Source organism: Bacillus sp. AFS055030 (assembly GCF_002574545.1).
Taxonomy (GTDB): Bacteria; Bacillota; Bacilli; order Bacillales; family Bacillaceae_G; genus Gottfriedia.
This window is the reverse complement of sequence record NZ_NUGT01000019.1, coordinates 81,288-104,093: the sequence shown is the minus strand read 5'-3', so window position 1 is coordinate 104,093 and position 22,806 is coordinate 81,288. Positions and strand designations below refer to the sequence as shown.

General features: G+C 34.3%; 26 protein-coding genes. All 26 read right to left on the bottom strand.

The window, feature by feature from the left end; genetic code table 11:
• Positions 1 to 58: 58 nt before the first annotated feature.
• Positions 59 to 913, bottom strand: a complete 855-nt coding sequence (gene atpG / locus CN925_RS08780; protein ID WP_098845873.1) for an ATP synthase F1 subunit gamma — start codon at positions 911 to 913, stop codon at positions 59 to 61.
• Positions 914 to 999: 86 nt separating this feature from the next.
• On the bottom strand, positions 1,000 to 2,508 hold the full coding sequence (gene atpA, locus CN925_RS08775; RefSeq protein ID WP_098845872.1) for a F0F1 ATP synthase subunit alpha: 1,509 nt from the start codon (positions 2,506 to 2,508) through the stop codon (positions 1,000 to 1,002).
• Between the two features lie 20 nt (positions 2,509 to 2,528).
• Positions 2,529 to 3,068: a F0F1 ATP synthase subunit delta gene (locus CN925_RS08770; RefSeq protein ID WP_098845871.1), complete on the bottom strand. Its 540-nt coding sequence runs from the start codon at positions 3,066 to 3,068 to the stop codon at positions 2,529 to 2,531.
• Positions 3,065 to 3,568 carry a F0F1 ATP synthase subunit B gene (gene atpF, locus CN925_RS08765; protein WP_098845885.1) on the bottom strand — a complete coding sequence of 168 codons (504 nt, stop codon included), beginning with the start codon at positions 3,566 to 3,568 and terminating at the stop codon, positions 3,065 to 3,067. Before atpF ends, CN925_RS08770 begins: the two co-directional genes overlap by 4 nt.
• A 203-nt stretch (positions 3,569 to 3,771) precedes the next feature.
• Positions 3,772 to 3,987 carry a F0F1 ATP synthase subunit C gene (gene atpE, locus CN925_RS08760; RefSeq protein ID WP_025568599.1) on the bottom strand — a complete coding sequence of 72 codons (216 nt, stop codon included), beginning with the start codon at positions 3,985 to 3,987 and terminating at the stop codon, positions 3,772 to 3,774.
• Between the two features lie 80 nt (positions 3,988 to 4,067).
• Positions 4,068 to 4,802: a F0F1 ATP synthase subunit A gene (atpB, locus tag CN925_RS08755; RefSeq protein ID WP_098845870.1), complete on the bottom strand. Its 735-nt coding sequence runs from the start codon at positions 4,800 to 4,802 to the stop codon at positions 4,068 to 4,070.
• 1 nt (position 4,803) lies between these two features.
• Entirely contained in the window at positions 4,804 to 5,184 is a 381-nt protein-coding gene (locus tag CN925_RS08750) for an ATP synthase subunit I (RefSeq protein ID WP_025568597.1), read from the bottom strand.
• Positions 5,185 to 5,188: 4 nt separating this feature from the next.
• Positions 5,189 to 5,413, bottom strand: a complete 225-nt coding sequence (locus CN925_RS08745; RefSeq protein WP_025568596.1) for an AtpZ/AtpI family protein — start codon at positions 5,411 to 5,413, stop codon at positions 5,189 to 5,191.
• 262 nt (positions 5,414 to 5,675) lie between these two features.
• Entirely contained in the window at positions 5,676 to 7,880 is a 2,205-nt protein-coding gene (locus CN925_RS21705; protein WP_098845869.1) for a S8 family serine peptidase, read from the bottom strand.
• 174 nt (positions 7,881 to 8,054) lie between these two features.
• Positions 8,055 to 8,687: an AmiS/UreI family transporter gene (locus tag CN925_RS08735; protein WP_098845868.1), complete on the bottom strand. Its 633-nt coding sequence runs from the start codon at positions 8,685 to 8,687 to the stop codon at positions 8,055 to 8,057.
• Positions 8,688 to 8,803: 116 nt separating this feature from the next.
• On the bottom strand, positions 8,804 to 9,988 hold the full coding sequence (locus tag CN925_RS08730; protein WP_098845867.1) for a NupC/NupG family nucleoside CNT transporter: 1,185 nt from the start codon (positions 9,986 to 9,988) through the stop codon (positions 8,804 to 8,806).
• 116 nt (positions 9,989 to 10,104) lie between these two features.
• Positions 10,105 to 10,509 (bottom strand): cytidine deaminase, encoded by a 405-nt coding sequence (locus CN925_RS08725; protein WP_069033737.1) that lies wholly within the window; start codon positions 10,507 to 10,509, stop codon positions 10,105 to 10,107.
• A 139-nt stretch (positions 10,510 to 10,648) separates the two neighbouring features.
• Complete coding sequence (gene deoC, locus CN925_RS08720; RefSeq protein ID WP_098845866.1) at positions 10,649 to 11,314, bottom strand: deoxyribose-phosphate aldolase; 666 nt, start codon at positions 11,312 to 11,314, stop codon at positions 10,649 to 10,651.
• A gap of 226 nt (positions 11,315 to 11,540) precedes the next feature.
• Complete coding sequence (locus CN925_RS08715; RefSeq protein ID WP_098845865.1) at positions 11,541 to 12,479, bottom strand: DNA-binding transcriptional repressor DeoR; 939 nt, start codon at positions 12,477 to 12,479, stop codon at positions 11,541 to 11,543.
• A gap of 234 nt (positions 12,480 to 12,713) precedes the next feature.
• Positions 12,714 to 13,343, bottom strand: a complete 630-nt coding sequence (gene upp / locus CN925_RS08710; protein ID WP_098845864.1) for a uracil phosphoribosyltransferase — start codon at positions 13,341 to 13,343, stop codon at positions 12,714 to 12,716.
• A gap of 264 nt (positions 13,344 to 13,607) precedes the next feature.
• Positions 13,608 to 14,126: a DoxX family protein gene (locus CN925_RS08705; RefSeq protein ID WP_098845863.1), complete on the bottom strand. Its 519-nt coding sequence runs from the start codon at positions 14,124 to 14,126 to the stop codon at positions 13,608 to 13,610.
• Between the two features lie 216 nt (positions 14,127 to 14,342).
• A complete protein-coding gene (gene glyA / locus CN925_RS08700; RefSeq protein WP_142339206.1) occupies positions 14,343 to 15,584 on the bottom strand; it encodes a serine hydroxymethyltransferase in 1,242 nt (413 codons plus the stop codon).
• Positions 15,585 to 15,739: 155 nt separating this feature from the next.
• On the bottom strand, positions 15,740 to 16,306 hold the full coding sequence (locus CN925_RS08695; protein ID WP_098845861.1) for a TIGR01440 family protein: 567 nt from the start codon (positions 16,304 to 16,306) through the stop codon (positions 15,740 to 15,742).
• A 108-nt stretch (positions 16,307 to 16,414) separates the two neighbouring features.
• A complete protein-coding gene (rpiB, locus tag CN925_RS08690) occupies positions 16,415 to 16,864 on the bottom strand; it encodes a ribose 5-phosphate isomerase B (RefSeq protein WP_098845860.1) in 450 nt (149 codons plus the stop codon).
• A gap of 124 nt (positions 16,865 to 16,988) precedes the next feature.
• Positions 16,989 to 17,426: a low molecular weight protein arginine phosphatase gene (locus CN925_RS08685; protein WP_098845859.1), complete on the bottom strand. Its 438-nt coding sequence runs from the start codon at positions 17,424 to 17,426 to the stop codon at positions 16,989 to 16,991.
• Between the two features lie 108 nt (positions 17,427 to 17,534).
• Positions 17,535 to 18,092: a manganese efflux pump MntP gene (locus CN925_RS08680; RefSeq protein WP_098845858.1), complete on the bottom strand. Its 558-nt coding sequence runs from the start codon at positions 18,090 to 18,092 to the stop codon at positions 17,535 to 17,537.
• Positions 18,093 to 18,415: 323 nt separating this feature from the next.
• Positions 18,416 to 19,459 carry an L-threonylcarbamoyladenylate synthase gene (locus tag CN925_RS08675; RefSeq protein WP_098845857.1) on the bottom strand — a complete coding sequence of 348 codons (1,044 nt, stop codon included), beginning with the start codon at positions 19,457 to 19,459 and terminating at the stop codon, positions 18,416 to 18,418.
• A gap of 106 nt (positions 19,460 to 19,565) precedes the next feature.
• Complete coding sequence (locus CN925_RS08670) at positions 19,566 to 20,024, bottom strand: GNAT family N-acetyltransferase (protein WP_098845856.1); 459 nt, start codon at positions 20,022 to 20,024, stop codon at positions 19,566 to 19,568.
• Positions 20,025 to 20,081: 57 nt separating this feature from the next.
• Positions 20,082 to 20,882: a stage II sporulation protein R gene (gene spoIIR, locus CN925_RS08665; RefSeq protein WP_098845855.1), complete on the bottom strand. Its 801-nt coding sequence runs from the start codon at positions 20,880 to 20,882 to the stop codon at positions 20,082 to 20,084.
• A gap of 77 nt (positions 20,883 to 20,959) precedes the next feature.
• On the bottom strand, positions 20,960 to 21,814 hold the full coding sequence (locus CN925_RS08660) for an ATP-grasp domain-containing protein (protein WP_098845854.1): 855 nt from the start codon (positions 21,812 to 21,814) through the stop codon (positions 20,960 to 20,962).
• Entirely contained in the window at positions 21,811 to 22,716 is a 906-nt protein-coding gene (locus CN925_RS08655; RefSeq protein ID WP_098845853.1) for an ATP-grasp domain-containing protein, read from the bottom strand. Before CN925_RS08655 ends, CN925_RS08660 begins: the two co-directional genes overlap by 4 nt.
• Positions 22,717 to 22,806: the final 90 nt, after the last annotated feature.

Here is a 22,806-nt window from a genome sequence, read left to right as displayed (position 1 = left end):
TCCTCCTAGCATTGTTTCCTTTAAAGCCGATCAATTTATATTACTGTTTGAAGACAGATTAACCTAATGCAGCTGCACCGCCGACAATCTCAGTAATTTCTTGTGTAATAGCTGCTTGACGCGCACGGTTATAGTGAAGAGTAAGCTTGCTGATAACTTCTTTCGCATTATCAGTTGCATTTTTCATCGCTGTCATACGTGAAGCGTGTTCACTAGCTTTAGAATCTAATAATGCACCATAGATTAAGCTTTCTGCATATTGAGGCAGTAATACTTCTAGGATTTCATCATCAGATGGTTCAAATTCGTAGTTAGTTGTTGCTTTACCTGTGTCAATATCTGTTAAAGGTAGAAGCTTTTTCTCAGTAACTTCTTGAGAAATCTTACTTACGAAATGGTTATAAGATAAGTAAAGCTCATCAAAAATGCCATCTGTGTACATTTGAACTGTACGATTAGCAAATTTTTGAATATCATCAAATGAAGGTTGATCTGGAATTCCAAGAACCTCTTCAACGATTGGATAACCTAAACGCTTAAAGTGGTCACGTCCAACTCGACCTAGTACAATAATTGCAAATTCATCATTTGATTTATGACGTTCTTTAATTGTATTTGTTACCGTACGTAATACGTTACTGTTAAATGCACCAGCTAAACCACGATCTGAAGTGATGACAATGTAACCAGTCTTTTTAACTGGACGTGTTACTAGCATCGGATGACTACTGTTTACACCTTTTGCCACGCTACCAACTACCTCTTGCATTTTTTCCATATAAGGAACGAATTGCTTAGAGTTTTGCTCAGCACGGTTTAATTTAGCAGCAGATACCATCTCCATCGCTTTTGTGATTTGGCTTGTCTTTTTTGTTGAATTAATCTTTGTTTTTATATCGCGTAATGATGCCACAGGTTTTCACCACCTTTTGGTAAACAGTTAAATGAAGGACGAGCTAAGCGCCCGTTCCTTCAAATCCAGATATTTAAATTGCCTTATTATTTAGAAGCAATAAAGTTCTTTTTAAAGCTTGTGATTGCAGCGTCAAGGTCAGCTTCGTTTGGTAATTTTCCAGTATCACGAATAGCATCTAAAAGACCTCTTGCGTTTACATCCATCCAAGCTAACATTTCTTCTTCAAAACGTGTAATGTCTTCAACCGGTACGCTGTCTAAGTGACCACGTGTTAAGGCATATAAAGATGTTACTTGTTTTTCTACTTTTAATGGTTTGTGTAAACCTTGTTTAAGGATTTCAACTGTACGAGCACCACGGTTAAGTTTCGCTTGAGTTGCTTTATCTAAGTCTGAACCGAACGCAGCAAACGCTTCTAACTCACGGTATGACGCTAAGTCAAGACGTAAAGTACCTGCTACTGATTTCATCGCTTTAATTTGCGCTGAACCACCAACACGTGATACAGAAAGACCTGCATTGATCGCTGGACGAACACCAGAGAAGAATAAGTCAGACTGTAAGAAGATTTGTCCGTCAGTAATTGAAATTACGTTTGTTGGAATATAAGCTGAGATATCACCAGCTTGTGTTTCGATGAATGGTAATGCAGTTAATGAACCGCCACCTAACTCATCATTTAACTTAGCTGCACGCTCTAATAAGCGAGAGTGTAAGTAGAATACATCCCCTGGATATGCTTCACGACCTGGAGGACGTTTTAATAGTAATGAAAGCTCACGGTAAGCTACCGCTTGTTTTGATAAATCATCGTATACTACTAATACGTGTTTACCATTGTACATAAACTCTTCACCCATCGTTACACCAGCGAAAGGAGCTAAGTATAACATTGGAGCTGGAGATGAAGCAGGAGCTGTTACAACGATTGTGTAATCTAAAGCACCGTGCTTACGTAATGTTTCAACAAGTCCACGAACTGTTGATTCTTTTTGACCGATTGCAACATAGATACAGATCATGTTTTGGTCAGCTTGGTTAAGGATTGTATCGATTGCTACAGCTGTTTTACCAGTTTGACGGTCACCGATGATTAACTCACGTTGACCACGTCCGATTGGTACAAGAGCGTCAATCGCTTTGATACCAGTTTGTAATGGCTCATGTACTGATTTACGTGCCATAACGCCTGGTGCTGGATTTTCGATTGGACGAGTTTTTGAAGTCGCGATTGGACCTAAACCATCAACTGGTTGACCTAATGGATTTACTACACGACCGATTAATTCTTCACCAACTGGAACTTGCATGATGCGTCCAGTACGACGAACCTCGTCGCCTTCTTTAATGCCTGTGTAAGGACCTAAGATTACGATACCTACGTTGTTTTCTTCTAAGTTTTGTGCTAGTCCCATAACGCCGTTAGAGAACTCAACTAGCTCCCCTGACATACATTGGTCAAGACCATGAGCACGAGCGATACCGTCACCAACTTGGATAACTGTACCAACATCACTAACTTCTATTTCAGTTTGGTAATTTTCGATTTGCTTTTTAATCAGCGCACTGATTTCTTCAGCTTTGATGCTCATGCATTTCACCCCTCTACAAACTATTTTGCGATTAATTCACGTTCAATTCGAACAAGTTTATTTTTTAAAGTTCCGTCATAAATACGATTTCCAATACGTACTTTATAACCACCGATTAAAGTAGAATCTATTTCGTTCGTAATTCTTAAAGAATTTTTACCTAATTTTGAAGCAAATAATGCTCCAATCTTATCTAGTTCTTCAGAAGACATTTTCTCTACAGAGTAAACTGTTGCATCTGCAATATTGCGAGATTCATTCGCAATTTGAATGTATTCAGTTACTAAGCTAGGAATGATGTTTACTCGGCCACGATCAACTAATAAACAAACTAGATTTAATACCGTTTGAGAAATTGAAGCAAATGTGTCATTTAATACAGACTTTTTGCTTTCTTTTGTGATTCCAGGATGTTTTAAAAACTTATTTAATTCTAAGTTTCCAACATACTCCTTTTTCACTACTTGTAAGTCATGTTCAACAGTTCCAACTAAGTTTTGTTCAGTTGCTAATTCAAAAAGAGCGTTTGCGTAGCGTTTTGCAACTAATTCGTTACTCATTTAGCTTCGCCTACTTCTTTAAGATATTGATCAAAAATAGCAGATTGGTCTTCAGTTTTCACTTCTTTTTCAAGAACTTTAGAAGCAATTAATACAGATAATGAAGCCACTTGTTGTTGAACTGATTGTACTGCAAGCTCTTTTTCACGAGTAATTTCACGCATAGCGCTTTCTTTCAAGTTTTCAGCTTCTGCTTTAGCAGCTGCAACGATTTCTTCACGTTGTACGTCAGCTTGCTTTCTAGCTTTCTCAAGAAGTTCTTGAGCTTCTTTACGAGCTGCAACTAACTCTTGTTTTTGCTCTTCAACTAGTTTCATTGCATCAGCATTGTTTTTCTCAGCTGAATCTAATTGATTTGCGATGTGATCTTCACGTTGTTTCATAATTCCCATTACAGGTCCTAATGCATACTTACGTAATAAAGCAAGTAGGATTAAGAAAATTACTAATTGAAACACTACATCGCCCCAAGGTATACCATTTCCGTGTGCTTCACCTATTACGAATAATGATCCGTTTAACACAAGCCTTCACTCCCTTCGAGGGTATCATTTAATAATTTTTCTTTTATAACATAGCCTAGGACTCTTACCGACCTATGCTTTATTTTCAAAATGAAATCTTTACAACAAAACTGTTATAAAGGAATGGCGAAGTAAATGTGAACACAAACTTCGCCATTTTTAAACTGCTTGTATAAATCTTAAGCTTTACCAAATGCCATGAATGCGATAACTACCGCGATGATTGGAAGTGCCTCAACTAATGCAACCCCGATGAACATTAAAGTTTGAAGAGTTGAACGTAATTCTGGTTGACGAGCAACACCTTCTACTGTACGTGATACAATTAAACCGTTACCAATACCTGCACCTAGTGCACCTAAACCTATTGCGATTGCCGCTGCGATTAAAGCCATTTTAAATTTCCTCCTTCTTAATCATAAGAAATATATTTTTTATTATAATTTTTATCTAACTACCAATTTTAATGAGCAGATTAATGCTCGTCCGCCACTTTATGTGACAAGTAAACCATTGTTAACATTACGAAGATAAACGCTTGGATTGAACCAACGAATACAGAGAATCCCTGCCATACGATCATTGGTAATGATGCTGCAATTGTCCAAAGAACGCCTTCTCCTGAACTTGTTGCATAAGCATGTGTACCCATTGTTGCAAGTAAACCTAGTAAGATTTCCCCCGCGTAAATGTTACCGTAAAGTCGAAGACCTAGCGTTAATGTGTTTGCTAATTCTTCAATAATTTTTAATGGGAATAAGAATGGCATTGGTTGGAAGAATGTTTTACCATACGCTCCAAAACCTCGCATCTTAATACCATAATAATGTGATAAACCAACAATAAAGATTGCTAATGATAAAGTAATGACTGGGTCTGATGTAGGTGATTTCCAAACTGATTTTCCATCGACTGAGATATCGAATGGTAGACCTAACATATTTGAAACAAATATGTACATAAGTAATGTCACACCTAATGTAAGGAAGCGACCACCAGTTTCCCAATCCATTGTACTGTTGATAATGCCTTTAACGAAGTCTATAACCCACTCCAAAAAGTTTTGTTTTCCTGTTGGGCGTATTTGTAGGCTTCTTGCGCATGTAACTGCGATGATAAAGACGATTACTGCAGCAATGGTAGTCATTAGAACATTTGTTAACGTAAAATCTAAACCAATAAATTTAAAACCATAAGTGCCGTGTTCCAATTTATTCACCTCTCTTCCTTGCAAAAGACGTTTGTTGTAATGCAAAATGTATCATAATGACAAGATGTCCTGTCATTAGTCCCGCAGTTAGTGCCGGTATGCTCACAAAATTTTCATACCGAAGCGCGATGACCATAGCTAGAGCCACCGCTGAAAGACAAATTACAGTACCTAAAGATCGAACTTTTTGTTGCTTTAAAACTCGGTCAAAGAAGGTATTTATCTTTCTGTGAAGAATCCATATACAATAAAAGCTAGTTACAGTTCCGAGAATATAGCCTGTGAATATTGTTTTATAGTCGGTAAATGCCCAACCCAAAACTGCTAAAGCAATTATATACAACATATCTCGTGTGAATCGTCTAAAATTATCTTTTTGCATGTAACTAGTCCCCTGGTGTGAATTGCTTAACTAATTTAAGCGTGCCATAAATCCCAGTAAATAATCCTAACAGTAAAAAGATGATCATAAATACCGGTACTGGCCAATTAAAAAATGAATCAATCCATCTTCCTAAAAAGATGCCTATGAGAATCGAACCGACAAGCTGAGCTAGAATGGAAGACATGAGTGCCATTGCTTTAAGAGGATGTTGATTGTTGTTTTTCATACAAAAATCCCTCCATGTCAATTTTCATTCTCAAAAAATTGCCAAAAATCTTATCTTGGTTAATTCTACAACAAATACGTGCTAAAATCTCTAAACATTGAAAACGTTCACAAATTGTTCACAAAACGTTCAAAAAATTTTAATAACATAGTATTTACATACATTGAAAACCCTTTTAAACATTCATGTTAAGCATACAATATGTTACAAAAATGTGTCAATTACCTAAATTAAAAAACTATTAAAATTCACTTACCAATTTTTAGTCTTCTACATAAATTTTTGCGACATTGACGTAAGATTCCGTTGCACTTTCATATTGTTTACGTTTATAAAAAATCACAAACTTATAAATACCACTCTTAGGAAAGTCTTTTAAAACTAATTCCTTCTTGATAATTCCCCTCTTACTATTTTCCTGTTCATCAATTACACCTAATAAGCGGAATGTTTCTGATTCAAAAACAGCAATTTTGTATTCCTCAACCTTACTTGGTAAATAAAGTTCATATTTATAGCGATTCTTACCTTTTACTCTCCCAAAGTGAAATCCCATTACTGATGGAAAGTTCGGTTCACCTTGCAATAATAAAAATGGCATTCTTAGACTTTCATCATCATTTGTACTGAATGTAATTGCCCCATCATAAAATCCATCCTTTAATACTTTCGTATCAACAGTTGCGCTAAGACTAATCTTTTTACTACTGTTCGCTGGAATTGTAAAAGGCTTAGGTAATACCCATTGTATTCCATTGGCTGGCTGATTATTTATAGCTGTAACTTGTTTTGGTATTTTTGATTTATTTGATATTCTTACGACAAAATCTTTCTTTACTTGTAAATCTGTTTTTCTAGTTACTCCTAAAGCTAAAGACGTCGGAAACAATGTTGTCTCAGTCTCTAATGCTTTTTCAATATCTAATCTTCCAGCCCCTTGTTCGTACGCATGATACATCTTTTTATTATTCTTATATAATGGTGTTGCTGTATTGACTAAAACACTTTTTAAATCATCAATACTCCAATCTGGGTGCAATTGTTTTAATAAGGCAGCCGCCCCAGCGACGTGTGGACTCGCCATACTTGTTCCTTGAAGTGCTAAATACCCACCTGGAATTGTACTTTTTATTTGTACACCTGGAGCTAATAGGTCTGGCTTCATTTGCCAAGTACCTGTTACTGGTCCTCTAGAGCTGAAATCTGCAAGAATGTCCACCTTCTTTTCATGTCCAATTTTAGCGTCCACTTTACTTTTTTCAATGATTTTCTTAATCATTAATCCTTCTTTTCTTGAAATAGTCGCAGCTGGAACAGTAAATTTCCCTTTAATTTGTCCGATGAAATTTCCATCAATATTATTAAAGACAATAACAGCCTTAGCGCCAGCCTCCTGTGCATTTTTAACTTTATCAGTGAATGTGATTTTTCCTCTTTCAAGCAAGACAATCTTGTCTTTTACTCTCCTTAAATCACGCTTTTCTCCATATTTCTTAAATACAAATCTCCCATTTAAACCTTTACTCCATTTAGCAGATCCGATCATAGGGCTAATAATTGTCTCTTTATTTTTGACGTGTATAGATGGGAAAAGTACAGGTGGATAGCTTGCACCAACTGTTAAAGCTTTTGTTGCAGTTGCAGGAGAACCAACAGTCCATAGTCCAGGTCCAGAGTTTCCTGCTGCCGTAATTGCAAGAACACCTTTTTCTACTGCCTTATCTAATGCAATACTCGTCGGCCAGTCAGGTCCGTTCACATCATTACCTAGTGATAAGTTTATTATATCTACTTTATCCTTCACTGCCCGCTCAATTGCAGCCATAACAGTTTCAGATGTACCCACACCACCAGGACCTAGAGCCCGGTATGCGTAGATTTTCGCCTTAGGGGCAACGCCTTTTCTTTTTCCATTAGCCGCTATTACACCAGCTACATGGGTACCATGAAATGTACTTTTTTCTTCAAGCTTAGTTTCCATTGGGTCTTTATCTAAATCGATCGTATCGTAACCGCCACCATAATTCGATTTCAAATCAGGATGTCTGTAATCTACACCAGTATCAATTACACCTACCTTAACACCTTCCCCAGTAATCTTTCTTCCTCTTTGGTCCTTATATAATTGAGCTTCGTCTGCTCCAATAAAAGGGATACTATCTTCTAAATGCGCTCTATATGTTGTAACAAAATGCATATCCTTTACTAAAGGCATTTTAGCTAACTGTGATAACTCTTCAAGAGAACCCGATACTGAAAAACCATAGTACGTCTCTGTGTATTGTTGCCTTACGGTTACATTCGGGAAACGTTCACCTATATATTTTATGGCCTGTGTAATCATTCCATCTTTAATCGAAATTAAAGCTACTTGTTTTTGTTGTTCATGTGCATTTACATAAACATTTTTAAATGGAAATAGTAAAAAAACTAAACAAATAATTATTTTAAGATAGTATTTTTTCATTCAATGTAGGTTCTCCTTTATATATAATATTTTCTTTTTAGCTTTCTCACTAATCGTTCATTCATGTATAAAAAGGTAATTTTCTCTAGAACCGACAAATTTTTTTAAATAAAAAAAAGACTAACTTTAGATTTTGCATTAAGCTTACCTAAAAAGTTAGTCTTTTTATGATGATTAATTTTTTAATTCAGGTTGGTTAAACAACTGAAATTTTTTATTAGTAAAATACGCTTTAACTTCGTGTATGACAAAATACAATATTGATGCTCCTAAAACTACAATCCATGCATTTGAAATGACTCTCTCCTGCCAAATCCCTAAAAGCATAAAAAATGCAGGAAGAGTAATTGTAGTCCAAGATTGTATCATTGCAACGATTCCTGTGTATCGTTCTATTTTTTTACCTAATACAAGACCGGCAAAGAATAAATACCATAAATATGCCCACATAACCCATAATAGTCCGTTTACAACATCATGAATAATAGCAAAGTTCACAAAAGCCCAAAGTACAGACATGATGGATACCCAAAGTGAGAACCAACCTAAGCCAGTTCCATTAAAGCCTTTCAGGTTTGTAAATCCATTATATAAATAAGTAATGCCGAAAAAGAAAATGCTTGCTGTATTAAATAATTCCCACTTTCCAGCTCCTAAATGCATTAATAAATAGATAGGAAAAATGATTTGTAATGTACCCACAAATAAGTTTAATAAAGCTGCACTTTTAGCATTCGCTTTATTTAATAAAACAAGACTATTTAAAAACAGAGTTGCACCAGATAAAAGTAAACCTACAGATCCCATAGTGATTCGTTAAAAAGAAAATTGTTAAAAATTCACTTTTTAACTCAACCCTCCTACTTTAAGATTTAGAAAAAAAAAATACAAGCGCCTGATCTAAGTCAAACGCTTGGATTAAACTATTTTAAAACAATCCCTACAATAATTGCCGTTAAAACACTTACTAATGTTGCGCCAAATAATAATTTTAATCCGAAACGAGCGACAACATTACCTTGCTTCTCATGTAAACCTTTAACTGCACCTGCAATAATACCAATTGATGAGAAGTTAGCAAATGACACAAGGAACACAGATACAATTCCTAATGTACGATCTGAGAATTCTTTACCTTGTTTTGCTAAATCCATCATTGCAACGAACTCATTTGAAACAAGTTTTGTTGCCATAATACTACCTGCATCAACCGCTTCTTTAAATGGTACACCCATAATGAAAGCGAATGGAGCAAATACATAACCTAAAATCCCTTGGAATGAGATTCCAAAAATCATATCAAAAACATTATTGATTCCACCAATTAATGCAACAAATCCGATTAACATTGCTGCAACGATGATTGCTACTTTGAAACCATCTAAAATATACTCACCAAGCATCTCGAAGAATGTTTGTTTTTCTTCTTCTTGTACTGTTAAGATATCCTCTTCTGCTGAAACAGTGTATGGATTGATAATTGATGAAATAATAAATCCGCCAAATAAGTTTAAGACGATTGCTGTTACGACATATTTTGGTTCAACCATTGTCATATATGCACCTACGATTGACATAGATACTGTTGACATTGCTGATGCACAAAGAGTATATAAACGATTTTTTGGTAAATGTCCTAATTGTTTTTTTACTGAAATAAATACTTCAGATTGTCCTAAAATTGCGGATGCCACTGCATTATAAGACTCTAATTTACCCATACCATTGATTTTACTTAAGATTAAGCCAATATATTTAATTACAAACGGTAAAATCTTTGTATATTGTAAAATACCAATTAAAGCAGAAATGAATACGATTGGTAATAACACACCTGTAAAGAATGGAAATGCACCTTCATTTGCCATTCCGCCAAATACGAAATTAACACCTTCAGCAGCGTATTCTAATAACTTTCCAAATCCATTTGAAATTCCTTTAATTAATACTAAACCAACTTCTGTATTTAATAATAAGAATGCTAATATGATTTGGATAACAACCATAATGAATACTGGACGATATTTAATATTTTTACGATCACTACTAGCGATGAAAGCAAGACCGAAAACAACTAAAAGTCCAATAAGAGCAATAATATATTTCATGTTTCTCCCCCGAAAATCCAATAAATTTTTTATTTAATATAAGCGCTTTCAAAACGAACACAACTTTTATTTGTTGGATGTCCGACATCATATAGAAGTTAGATGTCAGACAAGGATTAACCTTGTAAATCTTTTGAACTAAATGATCCAGGAAGTAATTCTTTAACAGTTGTTTCAGCGATGTCACCTTTTAAGTTAGTTAAATAGACTTTTGTATTTTCATCACTAAATTCTGCAATTACTTGTCTACATGCACCACAAGGTGAAATTGGACCTTCAGTATCCCCTACTATTGCGATTGATTCGATCTTTGCTGAACCGTTTCCCGCAGCGACTGCACTAAATATAGCTGTTCTTTCTGCACAATTTGTTAGTCCATAAGAAGCATTTTCTACGTTACAACCTGTGTAGACTGTTTGGTTATTCAATAATATTGCTGCACCTACTTTAAATTTTGAGTAAGGAGCGTATGCGTTTTCACGGGCCTTTAAAGCTTCATTGATTAATGATTGTGTATTCATATTTATCACCCTTTAACGAATTGTTAGGTAATTCTTTATTAAAGTGTGTGAGTTTTGTCTTCGCTTTACCATATTACCAACGTAAGAGCTAAAGAGCAATAACTCACTCACTTTTTTTTATTTTAAAATAATTTCGACATTAGTAAGCTGTGTTTGCTTCTTCACCTTGAACGATTTTAACACCTGAACTTGTTCCAATACGGTTTGCTCCAGCAGCTACTACATTTTCAACGTCTTTTAAGTTACGAACTCCACCTGAAGCTTTAACACCTACGTTTTCTCCAACAGTTTTACGCATTAATGTAACGTCTTCTACAGTTGCTCCACCAGTTGAAAATCCTGTTGATGTTTTAACAAAGTCTGCACCAGCTTTAACTGCTAATTCACATGCTCTAACTTTTTCTTCATCAGTTAAAAGACAAGTCTCAATAATTACTTTTACTAAAGCCTTACCTTTAGCAGCTTCAACAACTGCACGTATATCTCTTTCAACTAATTCATCATTTTTTTCTTTTAATGCAGAAATATTGATCACCATATCAACTTCTTCTGCACCATTTTCAATTGCGTTTGTAGTCTCAAATGCTTTTACTTCAGGAGTGTTAGCTCCTAGAGGAAAACCAATTACCGTACAAACTTTCACTGAAGAATCCTTTAATAATTCACTTGCAAATGAAACCCAAGTAGGATTGATGCAAACTGATGCAAAGCTAAATGCTTTAGCTTCTTCAGCTAATTTTGCAATTTCCTCTCTTTTTGCGTCAGCTCGTAATAATGTGTGATCTACTAAACTTGCGTAATTCATATATAATCGCTCCCTTAATGGTTTTGTTTTTTATTTAGAAAATCTATATTTACTATGTTAATTTGAATATGTTTTTACTATAACACCGACGTGAAATTTTGTAAAACATTAATTGAACTTATGTTCAAGGATAAATTTTCCTATAATAAAAAAGCTGTCTCCTAAGTCAGATTAACTTTACACAGAGGAAAGGGGCAAAGTCTTTGAAAACTTTACCCCTTTCTTATCATTGATCTAGCAATCTTTTTGCAGTAAATTGATCTGTTATTAATATGTTTGCATATTTACCCATTAAAGCACCGTGAATAGCATTAATTTTTCTTTCTCCACCTGCTACTAATATAGACTTTTCTTTACTTCTTAGTTCATCTAATTCAATTCCAATCGTTCGTCGATTAAGTATTTCAGAATAAATTTTTCCTTCTTTATCAAAAAATCGTGAGCAAATATCTCCTACAGCAAATGTTTGTAAATCCGCCTCTTCCTTCTCGTTTAAGTAGCCAACTTTAAATAACAGGGCATCTTTTTTAACAGTTCCTACAGTAAAAATTGCGACATTAGATTGTTTTCCCAAGTCAATTAATCGACGAATATGACGATCCTCCTCGACCATTTGTTTAACCTGTGGATTATCAAATATTACTGGTAATGGTAAATATCTTGGAACAGTGTTAAACGCTTCAGCAAACAAATTTACCGTTTCAGATGCATAAGTATTCGTTTTAGAGTAACTTACACCACCGTTTAGCTGAATTACTTCTACACCTTTTACTTGTTTATTACTTAACTTCGTTGCTATATGATACATCGTTGTTCCCCATGTTACTCCTACAACATCACCATCATGGACTAAGTCTACTAACACTTCCGCTGCTTTTTTCGTGATTGTTTGCAAAACTTCATTGTAGTCATCAATTGGTGAATAGCAAACCTCAACAGTTTGTAAATTATATTTCTTCTTTAACTCACGTGCTAAATCTTGATTACCTTCTAGGGGATCAATAATTTCAATGCGTACATATCCCAATTCCTTTGCTTGTTGGAGTAATCTTGATACAGTTGGACGAGAAATTCCTAATTGTGTCGCAATCTCTTGTTGACTAAAATCAGAATCATAATATAGTCTTGCAGCATCTATTATTAACCTATGTTTTTCAAGTGACATTCCCTAATCCCCTTTAACTTACCAATCCTTATTTCACGTACAAATTTTTAATTATTATACCCCTTTTAATGTAAGAAAACTACTGACGAACCTTTTAGGCAAAGGCGAGGAGTAGTTTCTCTTATCCTTAATTCCTAAAGATGCCAACTACATCAAAAAAACTCCCCGCTGCCAATTTATACTTTCTTAATGTAAAAAAGCTCTCCTATGGCTAGGAAAGCTTTTAAAATGTAATTATTTTGTACCGAATAAACGATCTCCAGCGTCGCCAAGACCAGGAACAATATAACCATGATCATTTAATTTTTCATCAAGGGCAGCTATGTAAATGTCCACATCTGGGTGTGCTTTTTGTAAAATTTCGACACCTTCTGGAGCAGCTATTAAGCACATAAACTTAATATTTTTAGCACCTCTTGTTTTTAAAGAGTTGATTGCTTCAACTGCTGATCCACCTGTCGCAAGCATTGGATCAATTACAATGAAGTCACGCTCTTCTACATCCGTAGGAAGTTTAACATAATATTCTACTGGTTTTAATGTCTCAGGATCACGGTATAATCCAACATGTCCAACTTTCGCTGCAGGAACTAATTGAAGGAAGCCATCAACCATCCCTAAGCCTGCACGTAAAATTGGTACAATACCTAATTTTTTACCAGCAATAACTTTTGCTTTTGCAGTTGCTACTGGTGTTTGGATTTCCACTTCTTGTAATGGTAGATCACGAGTGATTTCAAATGCCATTAAGCCGGCAACCTCATCAACTAGTGCTCGAAACTCTTTTGTTCCAGTGTCTTTTTTACGAATTAAAGAAACTTTATGTTGAATTAACGGATGATCAAAAACGTATACTTTACTCACTATTATCGCTCCTTGCAATTACTTAGTAATTTCTTATTCTTAAAAAGAATACCGAAAGCGGTTAAATAATTCAAGCTACATCATACAATCACTTTGAATTAATTATATATATAACTTCAATATTTCCTTTTTTTACTAATCTAGTTGTTATTTTGACCCATTTCGGGTAAAAAAACTCCTCTTCCCCCCTTATAATAAGTCAAAGAAGTTTTTAAAATAATGCGCAAAGAGAGAACCACTTGGTTCCCTCTTTGATGTGTAAGGTTAAGATACTTTCCCTAAATTATGATCATTTACTTTTGATTTGAAAAAAGCTTTTCTATTAATAAACTTGCTAATATAATGATCAATTCCGATACGTCCTGCATTTGATCCAGCTATTATAATAAAGATACCTAATAATACCATTTGTGGATTTGTGCTAGTTGTACCACTAAACATAAATGCAAAGTTCATCATTAAACCAAAGAACATTGAGGTTTTTGTAAAACATCCAAGAATTAGTCCAAGTCCGATTGCAAATTCTCCAACAGGTACTAAAAAGTTAAATAAACCGATGTTTGGTATTGCAAAGTTTGTAAGGAAGTCTGCCCACCATCCTTGAACTGCTGGATGATCACCAGTGGCACTTTTTACCGCAAATCCTAAATAACCTGAAGCATCGAATCCGCCAGCTGATAACTTACCCCACCCTGCATGGATCCACTCATACCCTAAATAAAGACGAATAATAGTTAAGAAACCAGATGCAATTTTATTAGTTCTTAAAAAATTAATAAACATAATTTTTGCCTCCGTTTGAATAATATTTTTAATTGCTGTTTACATAAGTTATTGTACTCCATTTCCAATTATTATTGTGAATCATTTCACATGTTTTAGTGAACTTTCTGTGAACCTCATCACAAACTCTCCAAAAAATAAAGCTATCTTTAGTATCACTGTATTTTCGATGTTGAAAACACAGTTCTAAAGATAGCTTACTTTATACTTTATTTATTAAAATGTAGGATATAATTCATATTTGCTTGATAAAGCATCTACTCGTTTACGAGATGCTTCCAGCACTTCTTGATTCTCGTGGTTTTTTAATGTCTCAGCAATGATTGATGCAATTTCATCCATATCTTCTAAAGTAAATCCTCTTGAAGTTACAGCAGCAGTACCGATACGGATACCACTTGTTACAAATGGGCTTGCTGGATCAAATGGAATTGTATTTTTGTTACATGTAATACCAACTTCATCTAATACATGCTCAGCAACTTTACCAGTTAATTCTAATGAACGAACATCAATTAAAATTAAGTGATTATCAGTTCCACCAGATACTAAGTTTAGTCCGTGAGATTTTAAGCTTTCTGCTAAACGAGCAGCGTTATCGATGATTGATTGTGCATACTTTTTAAAATCTTCTTGTAATGCTTCACCAAATGCTACAGCTTTAGCTGCAATTACGTGCATTAATGGTCCACCTTGAATTCCTGGGAAGATTGACTTATCAATCGCTTTTGCGAATTCTTCTTTACATAAAATCATACCACCACGTGGTCCACGTAATGTTTTATGAGTAGTTGTTGTAACAAAATCAGCATATGGAACTGGATTTTCATGAAGACCTGCTGCTACTAAACCAGCGATATGTGCCATATCAACCATTAAGTAAGCTCCAACTTCATCTGCAATTTCTCTGAATTTCTTAAAGTCAATCGCTCTTGGATAAGCACTTGCACCTGCTACAATTAATTTAGGCTTATGAGCTTTAGCTTTTTCTAATACATCTTCATAGTTGATTACTTGAGTTTCTGAATCTACTCCATATTCAACGAAGTTATATTGTACCCCACTGAAGTTTACTGGACTTCCGTGAGTTAAATGTCCACCATGTGATAAATTCATACCTAATACTGTATCACCATGTTTTAAAATAGTGAAATAAACTGCCATATTCGCTTGAGCACCTGAATGAGGTTGAACATTTACGTGTTCTGCTCCGAAAATTTCTTTTGCACGGTCTCTTGCAATGTTTTCTGTGATATCAACATATTCACAACCGCCGTAGTATCGTTTGCTTGGATATCCTTCAGCATATTTATTTGTTAATACTGAACCTTGGGCTTCCATTACTGCTTCGCTTACAAAGTTTTCAGAAGCAATTAACTCAATTTTAGAACGCTGTCTACCTAACTCTAACTGTATTGCCTCATACAATGATGGATCTTGCTTTTTTAAATTTTCCACAGTTATATCCCCCTTTTTATAAAACACGAACATTACAAGTATAAATTTACTATATTATTCGATAAAACGACCGAATTCATTTCTATTTTACCATGTTTTACTTTAAAAATGAAAGATATATCTTCAAATAACTAACATTAAATTTTTTAAGTACTTTATTTTACGTCTTCATCAATTGAGTAAACTGCACGTGCTCCACCGATCAGCTTTGGACGAGTTTTTGCAGCCGTAATATGAGCTTGTCCAACTTGTTTAATACTTGTTCTTAAAGGAACTGCCACATGCTTTAAATGCATACCAATTAAAGTATCACCAATATCAATGCCTGCATCCGCTTTAATGTTTTCAACGATTACAGCATTATCTAAATGTCTAAATGCGAAAGAAGCAAGTGCCCCTCCTGCAGTACGAACCGGTATCACGGTTACCTCATCTAAATGTAAACTTTTTGCCGTCTTTCTTTGTACAACTAAAGCTCTGTTCAAATGTTCACAACATTGAAATGCTAGTTGTACTCCTGTTTCATCTTGAAATGCCTTGATCTCATTAAATAAAACTTCCGCAACTTCTATTGTTCCTGAAGTTCCAATTCTCTGTCCACTAACCTCACTAGTACTACATCCAATGACTAAAACATGCTCACTTGTAAAATTCACATGATCATTTAGCTCATTTAATAATGATTTTACTTGACCGGCTACTAACCTTAATTCTTCATTCATTTATTTTTACTCCTTTCGTAGAAAAATTCTATTAATAGACTTACCCATTATTAAAAAAGCCGATAATCTTCACATTATGGTTTGGATTAGCGGCTTCTCGTTTAAGTTTTATAATTGATGATTTTTTTCGTAGTCTTTAATTTTGTTTACTCGGTTTTCATGTCGACCGCCTTCAAATTCAGTCGTTAACCAGATTTTAGCAATATCTCTAGCTAAACCAGGTCCGATTACTCGTTCTCCCATAGCTAAAATATTCGTATCATTATGTTCACGAGTTGCTTTTGCACTGAAAGTATCATGTACTAATGCACATCGAATTCCTTCAACTTTATTTGCGGCAATTGACATACCAATTCCAGTTCCACAAATTAATATTCCACGGTCTACTTCTCCACTTGCTACTTTTTGCGCTACTGGGAATGCATAATCTGGGTAGTCTACAGAAGTACCACACTCACAACCATAATCTTCGTATTCAATGCCCATTTCATCCATTAAATTCATGATTTCCTGACGAATATTTAATCCACCATGATCCGATGCTATTGCTACTTTCATTAGATAACCCCCGTATTGATATCTTTGATTTTTTCTTTTTATTGAATTAACTTCAATTTCTATCTTACACTATTATGTTCAGATTTAGGGTATCTAATTAACTGCCAATCACTAAATAAATTCATTATTCGTTAGGTTTTTGTACAATCTGTTTTACCAATTCTTCTAATTCACTCAACGTTTTTTCATAAGTTGTTAATGACCCGCCATAAGGGTCAGAAATATCCTGATCTTGGCCGTTTATATATTCATGAAATGTAAAGATTCTATCCTTATACTGAGGAAATTTAGAAACTAACATTTGTTTATGGCTCAATGTCATTGCTAAGACTTTCGAAGACCATTCCAAAAGTTCTTCATTTACTTGCTGGGAGGAATGATTTGTTTCTATCCCTTTATTTTTTAGTGCTAATATCGCATTTTGAGAAGCAGGGTCACCTGGCATAGCGAACACTCCAGCAGACTTGACTTGATAGAGTTCGTTTCCATGATGCCTTAATAGTGCTTCTGCCATTGGACTTCTACATGTATTTCCGGTACAAACAAATAATATATTTTCCATCTTATAACCTCACCCTCATTAATCTGAACGTTTTATTTAATCTATTTTACTAAAAAATAAAAGGATGGGGCAATCGTCTCCATCCTTTGTTCTTATTCACCATATGTATTAAGAAAAAAATAATAGTTTAATTCCAAAAATTAGTAAGAACGAACCACCCAATAGTTCTCCAAATATACCAAGTTCCTGTTCTACTCTTCTTCCTAGCAGTAATCCAGCCCAAGTTAAAATTGTACTGATCATACCAAATAATAAAATGGTTAGCCAGGTTTTAGCACCGAATGTTCCTAAGCTAATTCCAACCGAAAAACTGTCCACACTTACACTAAATGCAAATAAAAGTAAACCTACTCCTGTCGGTGAATATTTATTTTCTTCTTTTCCAAATAAAGTTGAATAGATCATGTGAAAACCTATTCCCATTAATAAGAATCCACCGAGTAATACAGCAAATCGTCCTAGATTCTCTGATAACTCATATCCAATGATCATTCCTATTAAAGGCATAATTACATGAAAGAGTCCGATTACAATCCCAATATTAATAATCTGTTTAAATTTAAGTTGTATAACTCCCATTCCTAATCCAACTGAAAATGCATCTAAACCTAGCGCAGATCCCATAATAGTTAATGTAATTAGTTCATTGATTAATGAGCTACTCATGCTTTCCCCCCTAGGACTTGCTATTAAAAGATATGCAAGTCCCACAAATCATATGAGGGAAATTAATAAGTTTTTTATACGACGTTGAAAATCTCCCATAGGAGCCTGGCAACCTTTCGTTCCAATCAAGTTCTTTATAAAAGAAATAGTCTTAAAAACTTAAAATGAAACTTTTGATGACGACATTCACAACTTTACAACTATTCATTGTCAAAAAGAAGATATTTTTAATTTTTGACAGTTAGTTATAACATTTATATTTCAACACGCTGTTTTTAAAGCTTTCTCTTACAGATAAGAAAGGCCCGAACCCTTTTCTTCTTTTATTTTTCCTGTATTACCGAATGTCCACAGGCTTTCCACAGACGATTCATTATGGCAATTCCAATGCCTTCATAAGGGAATGTTTCGCAATAGATGATATCAACATGTTCTTCATTAAATTTGCGAATACAATCATATAATGCTGCAGCTACTGTTGCTAATTCACTACGTTTTCCACATGTAAGAATTACATCTGCATCATATTGAGTTGCATTTTCTTCAGTTGTTAATATCCCTACTCTTTTTCCTTCTTTTTTGGAATTGTGTATAAGTTTGTGCATAAATTCAATACTTCCATTTACAAGGTGCATTTGAGCATCTGGTGCATAATGTTTATATTTCATTCCTGGTGATTTTGGTGCTTCATTTTCCTTCATTGTTGCTGGATCTACTTCAACAGTTGGAATTATTTTTTTTATCATTTCTGGCGTGATACTACCTGGCCTTAATATTGTAAAAATATCTTGTGAACAGTCAATAACTGTTGATTCAACTCCGACTCCTGTACTTCCACCATCAACTATTCCTACAATTCGTCCATTTAAATCTTCAAATACATGCTTAGCAGAAGTTGGACTAGGCTTGCCTGAAGTATTTGCACTAGGTGCTGCTATTGGCAAATTACATGCTTCAATCAACGCTAAAGCAACCGGGTGATCAGGCATTCTTATTCCAACAGTGGATAATCCTGCCGTTACATATTTTGATACATTTCTTTTACTTTTTAAAATTAACGTTAGTGGCCCTGGCCAAAAAGCATCCATTAGTTTTTTTGCATCTAATGGAATTTCTTCAACTAAATGACCTAACTGTTCTTTGTTAGCAATATGTACAATAAGAGGATTATCACTTGGTCTACCTTTTGCTTGGAAAATTCGTTGAACTGCTTCGTCTGAAAGAGCATTTGCCCCTAATCCATAAACGGTTTCTGTAGGAAAAGCGACGACTTGTCCTAACTGTAATTTTTTTGCTGCATCCACAATCTGTGGATAAATTTCATCTTTATTCACAGGATTATCCACATACCATATTTTTGTTTCCATACATTGCACCTCTCTTTAGAGTGAATAATAGTGTATATTTTACAAATTTAGACATTATCTATAGAATGAAAAGCAAGTTTTATCCACAAATTGTGGACAAAACTTGCTAATTCGTGGATAACTTTGTGTATAGTTCTTTTTGATAAACTAATACTTCTTCATTCGTAATAGTAGTTTGGTAATGTTTCATTTCTTTAATACTGTTCGAAACACTTTCTTGTTCAACTTGCCCAAAACCTAGTAAAAGGAACAAATCTTGAACTACATGTTGTCTTGTTAATAAATATACTTTACTAATCATTTCTTCTTTTAATTTTTCAAGAACACTTTGTAAAAAGAGTACCATATGCTGTGAGTAAATGGTAGGTGCAACTACAAGTGATCTTAACAACGCTTCTTCTCCATCTTGTTCATATCCTATTACAGCCTGTGCTTTCCCAAACTCATCTTCCATTATGAAAAAAGATTCTTGTTGCTCCTCAAGTCCATTTGTAGATAACCCTGCTTGTCCTAAGAATGAAAAAATTGTTTCAAAATCTTCCTGAATCGCTGAACGTATTTTCATAAAAAAACCTCCCTAGTATGCTTGTACTACTTTATGCACATAGGGAGATTGCTAGAACTAAAATAATTGCTTTAACATTTGTACAAAGAAGCTCTCTACCTTAATTTCCTCTTTTGGTTCTCCACCAGGTAGAGTTGAAGCCACAACTGCATCTTCACTACTCTTTGACTCATTATCATCCTCGAAAAATGATTTATTATTTGTTGTAGCAAGAGAATCATCATCACTTAAACGTAATGCTTCTTGTTCTTTAAACTCTTTTTTTGGTTCATTTTCGATTTTTGTTTCATGATCAACCTTTTGTTGCGATTGTAGTGACTCTTTACTTAGCGTTGCATCACCGTTTGAAAAATCCAGGAAACATAATGGTGGGAACAACACGCACCACCAGTTTGCACCTTGACCTGCACCAATTTTAATTAAGACCGCTTCGTAATCACCAGCAGGATATAAGAAACTACCATATAATTTTGTAGGGAATTTTACTTTTTTAGAGTAAGTAATTGTAAATGATTGATTTGACCCTTCCTCTTTAATAACACGAGCAACTGTTTTTTGTAGATCTGGTATATGACTTTTAATAACCTTTTGTCCTTCTTCAAAAGTTGTTAAATCTTTTACCCAAGTATTAATTTGAGCATTAACTTCATCTCTAACTTTACGTTTAAGAGCTTGATCTTCACTAGAATCACTATTAGCTAGAATTCTTAGTCGTACAGCTTTCTTCGGAATCACGACCATTTCATTACCTTTTGCATTTGTATCTCGAAGTGGCATTAATACTGATGAACTAATCAATAATATGATAAATAAAGAAATAATTTTATATGTTATATTTGTTTTATTTTTAGTTTTCATTCTCTCCACCATCCCTCTAGGAACAGTGTAGACAAATTAGTTATTTCTTAAACACTAGTATTCTATTTTTTCAATTCTCACTTTATCTGCTTTTTTATATAATCCATATACAACGATACAATATCTATGTCTGATACTGTATATAATGTTCTACTCCCTACTACATCCTCTATTTCGTTTAGAATCAATTGGTTGTTTGCGTCGAACATGAAGTCAATTCCTACGAAGTCAAAATCAAAGGAATCTACTATTTTTTGAATAAGTTCTCTTTCATATTTGGAAAGTTCGTAAAGCATTGCGCTTCCACCTAGTGAAAAATTCGCTCGAAAGTCTTTTTCTGAATATCTTAAAACAGCTGCAACAATTTCTTTACCGATAATGAAAACTCTTAGATCCTTGCCTAGTTGTTCTGCAACGCTTTGAATTAATAATTCATCAAAATTTGAGTTCTGCACGGTTTCCAGTAGCTCTTCTTGATTGTTTATAAAATAGACTTCACTTCCACCTCTTCCTGTGCAATTTTTAAGCACACAAGGGAAATGGACTATACCTAAAGATTTTATAATTGTACTTTTCTTATAATAAAATGTGTCTAGCATTGGGATACCTAGACTTGCAAGCTTCTGATGTGTTAGAAACTTATGATTAGCCATCGTTGAAATCGCCCGGTTATTAAATGTTCTGATTCCCATTTCTTCAAAGTGGGAAGATAATATTTGCGATATGGCCCTCATAATGACAAAAGCCGGTTTGCATAATTCCTTACCTTCATAGCAAAGTATATTAATACCGTTTCGAACACCTATTACGATATGTTCAGTATAAATTAACTTTAACTCAATTCCATTTTTTGAAGCACTGCTTACTAACCAGTCGATATACGTTCTGTTTTTTTCTGCATCTACTTCTGAATAGATTAGCCAACCAATCATATGTTTTTCTCCAAGTCCCAGATAATATAATCAATTATATATTTCGTTGTGTCCACGTCTGTACATAGATAAATATTTTTGAAATGTGCGTTTGAGTTAACTTCGCATATATATGTTTTTCCATCTTCTCCAAACAATAAGTCAATTCCCGCAAAATCAGCTCCCAATATTTCTGAGCATTTAAGTGCTAAATTGATTTGTTCCTCAGTTGGTTCATACTTATACATCTTTCCACCGTTTGTAACATTTGCACGAAAATCTGATTCTGATTTTCTTAATACTGCTGTTACTACTTGATTACCTACTACTTGGATGCGAATATCAGTCCCTCTACTTGATTCTATAAACTCTTGATATACGTGAGGCTTGTGTTTTAGTTCGTCTACCTTTTTAAAAAAATCTTCTCTATTCTCAACTAAATAAACTTGTCTACCAAAAGAACCGAATGACTCTTTTATAATTAAAGGAAAACCTAATTCTGCTATCACTTCATCATAAAAATCATAGTTTGTTAGATCACAATTAGGGAATAACAGTGGCGCCGTAATTGTTTTTGGCATAGGAATATCGAAGTTCGATAATGCCTGAAAAGTTAAAGCCTTATCATCACAGATCTCAATCGTTCTTGCTGAATTATATAATTTTAACCCCATATTTTCTAAATGCCTTGCTAAATGAACATCCTTGTCCCAAAAAATGACAAAATCGGGTTTCTCATTCGCATATTTTCCTTTTAAAATAGACTGACCTTTTTCGATTACTGGGATCAGTTCATAATGTTTAACTAAAGTAACATCTATTCCTTTTGCAATTGCTGTATCTCGTAACCATTCGAAAAGTTCGGTAAATTTTGTAGCTGTAATATGACCATTAAATACAATCCAACCTTTAAACTTTTTCATTCTAAGTATCTTCTTTCGTAATGTTTTTGTTTTTATTGATAGATATTTTCTTCATCTTTTACAACTTTAACACAAAAAAAAGAATCGTAA